Here is an 11,184-nt window from a genome sequence, read left to right on the forward strand (position 1 = left end):
TTTTGTTTTTTCAATAATGTTATTAATATAGAATATTTATAATTTTACTTTAGTTTAGTAAAAAGTAATTGAAATTTAGAAGTCGAGATGGTTAAATGTATGTAAACATTTGTAAAGATTACTAATGTTTACATTTTTTATGAAGATAAAGAAACGCTGTTTTGTAATAAGAAACACAGAGGGGTGAGCAAGTGACTGTTGCGGAAATCATTACAAATTTAAAGGGAATAGTAGGAGAAGAAAGGGTAGTTTCTCAAGAAGGTAAGCATTTATTAGGAAACAATGGCGATGTAAAAGTGTTTCCACAAACAGAAGAAGAGATTTGCAGGATTGTAAAGTTTGCTAATGACTCGGGGAAAAAAATTGTAGTAGCAGGAGGAGAGACGAAAAGAGGTTTTGGAGGTCTCATTGAATCTAGCGATCTTATCCTGTCACTATCAGAGTATAAAGGAATTGTAGAACATACTGTTGGTGATATGACAATCACTGTAAAAGCAGGAACACCTTATAAGGAGCTACAAAATTATTTAGCAACACATAATCAAATGATTGCCCTGGATGCAAAATGGATGGAGAAGGCAACTATTGGTGGAATTATTGCTACGAATGACTGTGGACCTAAACGATTAGGGTATGGCTCAGCAAGGGATTCTGTTATTGGAATGAGACTAGTATATCCAGATGGTCGTATTATTCGAGCTGGTGGGAAAGTTGTTAAAAATGTCGCGGGATATGATATGAATAAACTCTTTATTGGTTCAATGGGAACATTAGCGGTTTTATCAGAAATAACATTAAAACTACGTCCGTTGGCAAAAAGTGAAAAGTTAACTCTAGTATCATCACATGAACAAAATTTAAGTGATATCCGTTTATTAGCAACACAAATACTAGATTCTACCTTAGAGCCAATCTCATTAGAATTATTAAATGTACAAATGTCTGAACGTTTAACTGGTGAGAAAAAATATACGTTAGCTATAGGTTTTGAGGATGTTGAAAGCTCTGTTAACTTTCAAGTAGACATGCTTCATAAAATGAAACCAGACACTTGTCAGATTAGAGTTTATCAACAAAAAGAAGCTCAGTCGTTCTGGGAGAATATTTCTACTAGCGGTCCAAATGGAATCAATCCAATAAATCAAACCGCATTACAAGCTACTCTTAAAATTGGAATAAAGAATTTAGATGTTCTACCTGTAATAAAAAAAATGGAAGAGCTCCAATCTGCCTATCATATAAATATCGATGCTCATGGTGGCTTAGGACATGGAATTGGATTTGCTTATATGAAGGGTGAAAATGAAAATGTGGTCAAAGCAATTGTCGATTTAAGAGAATTTGTCAAAGGGTTAGGAGGGTATGTAGTAATCACTCATCTCCCTTACGTACAACGTCAAAAGATTCAAGTATATGGTGATAAACCATCTCATTTCTTTTTATTAGAAGGGATTAAATCTAAGGTAGATCCAAACAACGTTCTTAATTATAAGAGATTCGTAGGAGGGATTTAAATGAGTACGAAAGAAGGACATTTTATACCAACAGTTACTTGTTCTGATACGAGCTTGAGTAACTATATTTATAATGATGCTCCTGATGAGAACAAGTGGGCTGATTGTGTTCATTGTGGAATGTGTTTAGAATCCTGCCCTACATATGAAATTACAGGTCAAGAACAGCATTCTCCAAGAGGAAGAGTATATTTAATCAAATCCGTTGCAGAGGGTAAACTTAATTTGAACGAGCAGTTTATGGACCCAGTTTTTGCTTGTCTAGATTGTCGGGCTTGTACAACCGCTTGTCCAGCTGACGTTGATGTAGGCGGTTTAATAGAGGAAGCAAGAGGCCAAGTGCGGCAAGCTATTCCATTAACAGGTATGAAAGGTGCAGTAAGTAAATTCATGCTAGAAGGATTGTTTCCACATCCAAATCGTTTAAACACAGTAGGAAATTTATTGAAATTTTATCAAAAAAGTGGTTTGCAGAAGGTGGCTAGAAAAACTGGCTTGATGAAAGTAATGCCCCAACATTTAATTGATATGGAAGCTGTAATGCCTGAGGTTAAGCAATCTGTAAGAAATAAATATAAAAACGAAAAGGTTATAAAAGCAAAAAATGAAACAAAAAATGAAGTAGCTTTCTTAACCGGATGTGTTATGGATGTAATGTTTAGTGATATTAATGAATCAACGATTAATGTGCTTACACGTAATGGTAACGATGTGACAATTCCTAAAAAACAAACATGCTGTGGAGCGTTGCACGTACATGCTGGTGATCGTGAAATGGGAAGAAAGCTAGCAAAGCAAAATATAGAAGCGTTTGAAGATTCTGAAACTATAATTGTAAATGCTGCAGGATGTGGTTGCATGCTAAAAGAATATCCAGAATTATTTAGAGAAGATGCTATTATGCACGATAAAGCTGTAGAGTTTGCAAATAAAGTACAGGACATTTCAAAATATCTATATGATACTGGCTACGAAAAGCCAAAAACAGAAATGAACACTCGTATTACGTATCACGATGCTTGCCATTTGGCACATGGGCAAGGAATTAGGAAAGAGCCAAGGGAACTTTTACTTGATATACCAGGTGTAGAAATGGTAGTAATGCCTAACGCAGATCGTTGTTGTGGAAGTGCGGGCGTCTATAATATTACTAATCCAGAAATGGCTTCTGCTGTACTAGAGAATAAGATGTCACAAGTTCCAGAAGACGTAGAAATGATTTCCATGGGCAATCCAGGATGTATGCTACAAATGGCAATGGGTGTACAAAAGTATGGACGTAGTCAGAAGGTTGTTCATACAATTCAATTATTGGATTGGGCTTATCAGAAAGAGGAAGAGATGAAAGGAGGAAAATAGTGTCATGACCATGAAAAAAATAAAGAGTAAGGATGTTCATATCCAAGGTTTAGCGAAGCTCGTTAGCGGTCCGCGCTCTATTTTATATCATGAAGAAGATCTAATTGCTTATGATTGTGATGGGTTCACAATATACAAAGCATTACCACGAGCAGTTGTATTTCCAAAGGATACAGAAGAGGTTTCAAAGGTTGTTAAGTATTGTCATGAGCATAATCTTCCTTTTTTAGCTAGAGGAGCTGGTACAGGTTTAAGTGGAGGAGCTATTCCACTAAATGGGGAAGTTATTATCAGTTTAGTACGAATGAAACGTTTACTTAGTGTAGATTATGAAAATCGTCGAGCAGTTGTTGAACCTGGTTATATAAATTTAAAGTTAACGAATTCCATTTCTGATAAAGGCTATTATTACGCACCAGATCCTTCGAGTCAGGCCTGCTGCACGATAGGTGGGAATGTGGCAGAAAATGCTGGAGGAGCACATTGCTTAAAGTACGGTGTTACAACAAATCACATTCTTGGTCTTGAGCTTGTACTTCCTAATGGAGAAATTATTGAAATTGGGAATCAAGGAATAGCTGATGAACCAGGCTATGATTTATTAGGATTATTAACGGGATCAGAAGGAACATTAGGAATTGTAACGAAAATCACTGTTCGCATATTGAAAAACCCTGAAGCAAAACAAACTGTATTAGCGTATTTCGATTATGTAAGTGATGGCAGTCAAGCTGTTTCAGATATTATATCTTCTGGGATCGTACCAGCTGCACTTGAAATGATGGATGCCACAGCTATTGAAGGAGTAGAATCTGCAGCGTTTCCTGTAGGCCATCCGCGTGATATTGAAGCGGTTTTGTTAATTGAAGTAGATGGTATTGCAGCAGGAATAGATGAACAAATTGAGCAAATACTAGAGGTTTGTCGTAATAGAAATGTTCGTGAGGTAAAAGTTGCTGAAAATGAGGAGCAAAGAGCAAGCTGGTGGGCGAACAGAAAAACCGGATTCGGAGCTATGGGGGCTATTTCAGCTGACTATTTAGTTCAGGATGGCGTTATACCACGTAGTAAATTACCGGAAGTATTACAAAAGATTGGGGAAATTAGTAAACAATCACGATTACGAATTGCTAATATATTTCATGCCGGAGATGGGAATTTACATCCACTCGTATTATTCGATGCCAGAATACCGGGTCAAACAGAGGCAGCGTTAGAGGCCGGCAGTGCTTGCTTACGAGTATGCGCTGAGGTTGGTGGAACGATAACGGGTGAACATGGTGTAGGTATTGAGAAAAGAGAAGAGATGAGATTTGTCTTTACTGATGAAGAAATCATCGCACAAACAAATATTAGAGAAGTGTTTAATCCTGATGACTTATTAAATGCAGGTAAGTTGTTTCCAACACCAGGACGATGTGTAGAAATAAAGCAAGAATTAAAAGCGAAGCAAGCGGTCTTAAAATCTATATAATTAATAGATTATTATAATATTTTGGAAAAATTATTGAATTTTCCCATAAATCTATGATATATTTTTTAAAACAATTATAAAACAGTGTTTCGTAATAACAAACAATAAAGAAGGTAAGATGGGGAGGAATTTTAAATGACTGATTATGTAAAAGTTGGGTCTTTACAGGTAGCAAAAGAGCTCTATGATTTCGTTAATAACGAGGCAATTTTAAAAAGCGGACTTGAAATTGATTCATTTTGGACTGGGTTTGAAAAGCTTATTTCAGATTTAACACCAGAAAATAAAAAGCTTCTTGCATTTCGAGATGAACTTCAGAATAAAATTAACTCTTGGCATAAAGATCATAAGGAAGGAATTAATGCAAGTGAGTATAAGTCATTTTTACAGGAGATTGGTTATTTAGAAGATGAAGTAGAAGATTTTCAAATTGGAACAGAAAATGTTGACGAGGAAATTGCATTACAAGCAGGACCTCAATTAGTAGTTCCTGTTAATAATGCGCGTTATGCGATTAATGCGGCTAACTCAAGATGGGGGAGCCTATATGATGCATTGTACGGAACGGATGCTATTAGCGAAGAAGACGGAGCAGAGCGTGCAGGTAGCTATAATCCTGTTCGTGGAGCAAAGGTTATTGAATTCGCTAAGAACTTCTTAAATCAAGCGGCTCCATTACAAGATGCATCTCATGAAGAAGTTACGAAATATGCTGTAGAATCAGGAGAAGTAGTTGTAACTTTAAGTAATGGAAGTAAGACAGGCTTGAAGGATGCTGAGAAGTTTGTGGGATATCAAGGTGAAGTGAATGAACCAAAAGCTATTTTAATTAAAAATAATGGCTTACACTTTGAGATTCAAATTGATCGATCACATTCTATTGGTAAAGATGATCAAGCGGGTGTTAAAGATGTATTAATAGAGGCTGCTTTAACAACAATCATGGACTGTGAAGATTCAGTTGCAGCTGTTGATGCAGAGGATAAAGTTCTTGTTTATCGCAATTGGTTAGGCTTAATGAAGGGTGATTTAGAAGCTACATTCCAAAAAGGTAATAAAGTATTAACGAGAAAAATGAATCCTGATCGTGAGTATTTGTCTCCAGATGGCAAGTCATTCTCTTTAAATGGTCGCTCTCTTTTATTTGTTCGTAACGTAGGTCATTTAATGACAATTAGTGCTATTTTAGATAAAGATGGTAATGAAGTGTATGAAGGAATTCTTGATGGTGTTATTACTAGCTTAATTGCTAAACATACATTATTAGGTAACGGTAGATTTAGTAATACTGCAAAAGGATCAGTGTATATTGTTAAGCCAAAAATGCACGGATCAAAAGAAGTTGCATTTGCGAATACGTTGTTTAATAGAATCGAAGATTTGCTAGGGTTAGAGCGTCATACATTAAAGATTGGTGTTATGGATGAAGAACGTAGAACAAGCATTAATCTAAAGAATGCTATTAGTGAAGTTAAAGATCGTGTAGCATTTATTAATACAGGATTCTTAGATCGTACAGGAGATGAGATGCATACTTCAATGGAAGCTGGTCCGATGATCCGAAAGAATGATATGAAATCATCTGTATGGCTACAAAGCTATGAAAAATCAAATGTTTTTGTAGGTTTAGGAGCGGGATTCCAAGGTAAAGCGCAAGTCGGTAAAGGAATGTGGGCAATGCCTGACCTAATGGCAGAAATGATAAAACAAAAAATTGGACATTTAAAAGCAGGGGCGAATACAGCATGGGTACCATCTCCAACAGCGGCAACGCTGCATGCTTTACATTATCATCAAGTAAATGTGCGAGATGTTCAAAATGAATTAGTGAAGCAAGCAACAGATTTAAGAGATGATATTCTAACAGTGCCATTGGCAGAAAATCCAAATTGGACTGCGGACGAAATCCAAGAGGAACTAGATAATAATGCACAAGGAATTCTTGGCTATGTAGTACGATGGGTAGAGCAAGGTGTAGGATGCTCTAAAGTTCCAGATTTATATAATGTAGGTTTAATGGAAGACCGAGCAACGCTTCGTATTTCAAGCCAACATGTTGCGAACTGGTTACATCATGGAATTGTGACAAAAGAACAAGTGTTAGAAACATTAAAACGTATGGCGAAATTAGTAGATGAACAAAATGCTGGAGATGCAGAATATCGTTCTATGAGTGCTGATTATGATAATTCAGTAGCATTCCAAGCAGCTTGTGATTTAGTATTCCTAGGTTATGACCAGCCAAATGGTTATACAGAACCAATCTTACATCAACGTCGAATTGAAGCAAAAGCAAAATTTGCTGTAGCAGGAAAATAAGTGAAACGTTATTAACTTACGAATAGCTTTCTAAAGATTGTTGTTTTAAATAAGTACAGTGAATAAAATGAGTATAAAAAGTAGATCGAAGCTTAAGGTGCTAGACTCCTGGGGAATTGAGTAGAGGGATAGGTGAGGTCAGTTCACTGTGCGCTGCTAATTTTTCATTGAAAAGAGGGCATCCTGGAGCGGAATGTTACTCAGTATAAATTCACTGTTCATAGGCAACAAAGTATGAGAAATCAGACTCTAGAAAAAAGTAAAGGGTGTCCATCTGAGGTAGTTGTTTTGGAGACACCCTTTAACTTAGTGACAAGAGTATTTCACACTTTCAGATAAAATAAGTAGATGTAAAAACACAGGGGGATAATAGAATGAAATTTATTAGATTCGAGGTAGATTCTATAATCTATCAAGGTATTATTCATAATGAAACAATTCGTGAAATAAATGGTAATATGTTTAATAGTTGGACATATACAGGGAAAGTACATAAGCTCAATGAAGTTAAAATTCTAGCACCATTAGAGCCTAACCAAATTATCGGAATAGGTGCTAATTACGTATTAAATAAAGAAGAACTTCCTGAAGAACTACCAGAAATTCCGGTGTTTTTCTTTAAACCGACATCTTCAGTAATTGGACCAGAGGATGAAATTGTGATTCCAAAGGGAATTGATTCAGTAAAGTTCGAATCCGAGCTTGCTATTATTATTGGTAAAGAAGCAAGAGAAATCGACGAATCAGAGGTTACAGATTATATTTTTGGCTATACCGTTACAAATGATGTGACAGCACCACAGTTTTTTCATAGTGCAGGACATTGGATGGTTGGAAAATCATTTGATACATTTACTCCGTTAGGTCCGGTAATTGAAACAGAGCTAGATCCATTTACTGTAGTGGTAGAAGCACATTTAAATGGAATAGAGAAGCAAAAAAGTTCTACACAGTTAATGATTGTGCCTATTAGAAAGATGATTTCTTATTTATCACATGTTATGACGCTAAAGCCGGGAGATGTTATTTTAACTGGTAGTCCTGTAGGAGCTGAATTTGTTAAAGCAGGAGATATTATTGAGTGTTCGATTAAGGAGATTGGAACACTTCGTAATTCATTTGTATTAGCTGAGGAAAAAGTGTCATCTCAAGAAATCTAAAAAAGATCAAAAAAGTGTCGAAAAGTATGTGAATTGATTTCGGAAAATGATTATAACAATAGGAAATGAATAAGAGGATGTCTAATGGAGCCATTTGTGACATTCTCTTATTTCTAGTTAAAGGATGGTAAAAATTAGGGGGTGGTAGAGGTTGGAACGAGAAAATGTGGTGAAATCAGTAAGCCGCGCTCTAGATATTTTTACAATTCTTAGTTTAAAGAAAACAGGTTTAGGAGTTACTGAAATCGCAAATCAAATTGACATAAATAAAAGTTCTGTGTATCGTATATTGTCCACTCTTGTACAATATAAATATGTTGAACAAGATCAAGACACAGGTCGATATAAACTAGGTTACAAATTTTTAGAAATTAGTTCGAAGTTATTAGAGTCTATTGATTTACGTACAGAAGCACAGCCATATTTAAAGGAACTAGAAAATGAAACAAATGAGGTAGTTCACCTAGTCGTCTATGATCAAGGAGAGGTTGTTTATATTGAAAAGTTGGAAGGAAATGAATTATTAAGAACACATTTCAAAGTAGGAAAACGCGCCTTAATGCATTGTACTTCAGTGGGAAAAGCGATACTTGCTCATTTACCAATGCAGGTTGTTCTAAAAATACTTGAACAAAAAGGGATGCCTGCATATACAGAAAAAACAATTACTAATCAGTTGGATCTGTTAGAAGAATTAGTAAAGGTTAGAGAGTGCGGATATGCGTATGATTTGGAAGAAAATGAGTATGGAATAACTTGTATTGCAGCGCCAATATTTGATCATATAGGTTCGGTAGTTGCAGCGGTAAGTGTTTCAGGATCTACTTTTCGCATGACACATCAACGATTGAAGCAACTACAAAAAAGAATGATTGATATTAGTAGAAAAATATCAGAACGACTTGGTTACGAAAATAAATGAATGTTTTTAAATTTATTTAATTTGCATTATAGTTTTTAGACTCCTAGAAGATGATGAAAGGAGTTTTTATTTTGAATAGAATCCTATATTTCAAAATATAAAATAAGCATTATTTCATGATGTATAATTTGGTTAAAAATACAAAATAATAGAAAATTTAGAAATATTATGGAAATATTTCTGTTTATTTGTATAATGAAATGTAAGTAAGCTGGGAATGGCGATATAATAATTGTTTTGTTATGAAAGAAGATTAATGAAAGGAAGTGTTTTATGAGTACTGGAATGTTAGCATTTTTGTCATTATTGCCTATTATAGCAGTAGCCATCTTTTTAGTAGGATTAAAAATGCCTGCTAGTAAAGCCATGCCAATATCATATTTGGTGGCTGTAGGTTTAGCTTTATTTGTATGGAAGGTTCCAGGAGCAAGTGTTGGGGCAGCGTCCATACATGGGTTAGTTACAGCAGTTGGATTGCTATATATTATTTTTGGAGCTATTCTAATTTTGAATACACTTCAAGAAAGTGGTGGAATGCAGAGTATTCGTCAAGGTTTTATGGATATCTCAGCTGATAGGCGAATACAAGTCATAATAATTGCTTGGTTGTTTGGATCTTTTATAGAAGGAGCATCAGGGTTTGGTACTCCTGCTGCAGTAGTTGTACCATTGTTAGTAGGACTTGGCTTCCCAGCAATGGCAGCTGTAATATCTGGTATGGTTATTCAAAGTACTCCTGTTACATTTGGAGCAGTAGGAACACCAGTTTTAGTAGGTGTGCAAACTGGTTTGTCAGCTGATGCTAGTATTACTGATAATTTTTTAGGTCTTGTAACAACTATAGGTGGGTATGCATCCATCTTACATATGGTGGCAGGTACCTTAATTCCATTATTCGTTGTTTCATTAATGACAAGATTCTTCGGGAAAAATAAATCATTCTCAGAAGGTATTAAAGTTTGGAAGTTTGCATTATTTGCGGCTTTTTCAATGACGATTCCTTATGTAATCGTAGCAAATACATTAGGACCTGAATTTCCGTCTTTATTTGGTTCGTTGATAGGATTATTAATTGTTATTTTTGCAGCTAAAAAAGGTTTTCTTATGCCCAAAGAAGATGATGTCTGGGATTTTGAAGAAAAATCAAAATGGGATCCTGAATGGTCTGGTTCATTAGAAATAAAAAGCATGACTCATAAGAGCGGTAGTATGAGCATTGTTAGAGCGTGGTTACCATACGTATTAATCGGAATTTTCTTAATTTTAACAAGATTAAAAACCTTACCTGTTATGGGTTGGCTAAAGTCTATTGTTATTAAGGTAGATGATATGTTTGGTTCAGGAATAGGTACTTCTTGGGAAATAGCCTATTCTCCGGGGACAATTTTAATTCTTGTTTCTGTTATAACTTTCTTTATTCATGGTATGAATGGAAGCGCATACAAAAGAGCGTGGGGGCAATCTGCTAAAACAACCCTTGCAGCTTCTACTGCTTTAATATTTACTGTTCCGATGGTACAAGTATTTACAAATTCAGGTGGTGGAGCAGCTGGATATGATAAAATGCCAATAGAATTAGCAAATGGGGTAGCAGCTATAGCTGGTGATTTTTGGCCGTTTTTTGCAACGTTTATTGGTGGTTTAGGTGCATTCATTGCGGGAAGTAATACAGTAAGTAATATGATGTTTTCGTTATTCCAATACAATGTTGGAACACAAATTGGGGTAAATCCTTCCTGGGTTGTTGCTCTACAAGCTGTAGGTGGGGCGGCAGGTAATATGATTTGTGTTCACAACGTAGTTGCCGCATCTGCAGTAGTGGGAATGGTTGGAAAAGAAGGTATAATAATACGTAAAACTATTTTTCCGTTTGTATACTATGCATTATTAGCTGGATCAGTTGGCTATTCGATAGTATGGTATTCACAAAAAGGTATCTTTAATCTGGGCTCTTATATAGCTGTAGCTATTGCATTTGCTGTAATTTATATCATTGCAACCAATAATAAGAGGTTAAGAGCACTTCCATCATATAATGCACCACAATCCAAAAAAGTAATGTAAAAGTTATCAATAATACAAAGGTATCCTTAGCTGACTATGGGAAAAGCATAGTCAGCTATTATTTTTGTAAAAATGTTAGGAATTCTAACAATTGTATGTACATCTTTATTACACATGTGTTATAGTATTGATATCTTAATATTCAGAAATATTTCGCGGAAATTAATCAACGATGATTTCCTCTATTAGACAACGAATTTTATGAATAGTTGTCTCCTCAAATGCGATCGATTTCTTTAAGTTATTGTAAATACAATCTACTATTTACAATAACTTAAAGAAACGATTCGTTTATCTCCACTGCATAAATAGGTTTCTCTTCTTATTTATTTCATTTTGCTTTAATTACCTNTAAAGATTTTCAAATAGAAC

General features: G+C 35.2%; 7 protein-coding genes. All 7 read left to right on the forward strand.

Going from position 1 to position 11,184, the window contains the following annotated elements; translation table 11 throughout:
- Nucleotides 1-191: 191 nt before the first annotated feature.
- Nucleotides 192-1,514, forward strand: coding sequence for an FAD-binding oxidoreductase (locus tag BN349_RS02680; RefSeq protein WP_019240732.1), 1,323 nt, complete (start codon nt 192-194; stop codon nt 1,512-1,514).
- The gene (locus tag BN349_RS02685) at nt 1,515-2,873 is read left to right on the forward strand and encodes a (Fe-S)-binding protein (protein ID WP_019240733.1); all 1,359 of its coding nucleotides are present in this window, start codon (nt 1,515-1,517) and stop codon (nt 2,871-2,873) included. It abuts the gene before it with no gap.
- A 4-nt stretch (nt 2,874-2,877) separates the two neighbouring features.
- A complete protein-coding gene (locus BN349_RS02690) occupies nt 2,878-4,347 on the forward strand; it encodes an FAD-binding oxidoreductase (RefSeq protein ID WP_019240734.1) in 1,470 nt (489 codons plus the stop codon).
- Nucleotides 4,348-4,482: 135 nt separating this feature from the next.
- Complete coding sequence (locus BN349_RS02695; protein ID WP_019240735.1) at nt 4,483-6,666, forward strand: malate synthase G; 2,184 nt, start codon at nt 4,483-4,485, stop codon at nt 6,664-6,666.
- A 374-nt stretch (nt 6,667-7,040) separates the two neighbouring features.
- Nucleotides 7,041-7,826 carry a fumarylacetoacetate hydrolase family protein gene (locus BN349_RS02700; protein ID WP_019240736.1) on the forward strand — a complete coding sequence of 262 codons (786 nt, stop codon included), beginning with the start codon at nt 7,041-7,043 and terminating at the stop codon, nt 7,824-7,826.
- Between the two features lie 151 nt (nt 7,827-7,977).
- Nucleotides 7,978-8,748, forward strand: coding sequence for an IclR family transcriptional regulator (locus BN349_RS02705; RefSeq protein WP_019240737.1), 771 nt, complete (start codon nt 7,978-7,980; stop codon nt 8,746-8,748).
- 273 nt (nt 8,749-9,021) lie between these two features.
- Nucleotides 9,022-10,812, forward strand: a complete 1,791-nt coding sequence (locus BN349_RS02710) for an L-lactate permease (protein WP_019240738.1) — start codon at nt 9,022-9,024, stop codon at nt 10,810-10,812.
- Nucleotides 10,813-11,184 lie beyond the last annotated feature (372 nt).

This window comes from Bacillus sp. AP8 (assembly GCF_000321185.1).
Taxonomy (GTDB): Bacteria; Bacillota; Bacilli; order Bacillales; family DSM-1321; genus Bacillus_AD; species Bacillus_AD massilioanorexius.

What these genes read in the sequence shown, in the direction of transcription:
- BN349_RS02690 (WP_019240734.1), top strand. Translation starts at nt 2,878, where the DNA reads ATGACCATGAAAAAAATAAAGAGTAAGGATGTTCATATCCAAGGTTTA.
- BN349_RS02685 (WP_019240733.1), top strand. Translation starts at nt 1,515, where the DNA reads ATGAGTACGAAAGAAGGACATTTTATACCAACAGTTACTTGTTCTGAT.
- BN349_RS02700 (WP_019240736.1), top strand. Translation starts at nt 7,041, where the DNA reads ATGAAATTTATTAGATTCGAGGTAGATTCTATAATCTATCAAGGTATT.
- BN349_RS02695 (WP_019240735.1), top strand. Translation starts at nt 4,483, where the DNA reads ATGACTGATTATGTAAAAGTTGGGTCTTTACAGGTAGCAAAAGAGCTC.
- BN349_RS02710 (WP_019240738.1), top strand. Translation starts at nt 9,022, where the DNA reads ATGAGTACTGGAATGTTAGCATTTTTGTCATTATTGCCTATTATAGCA.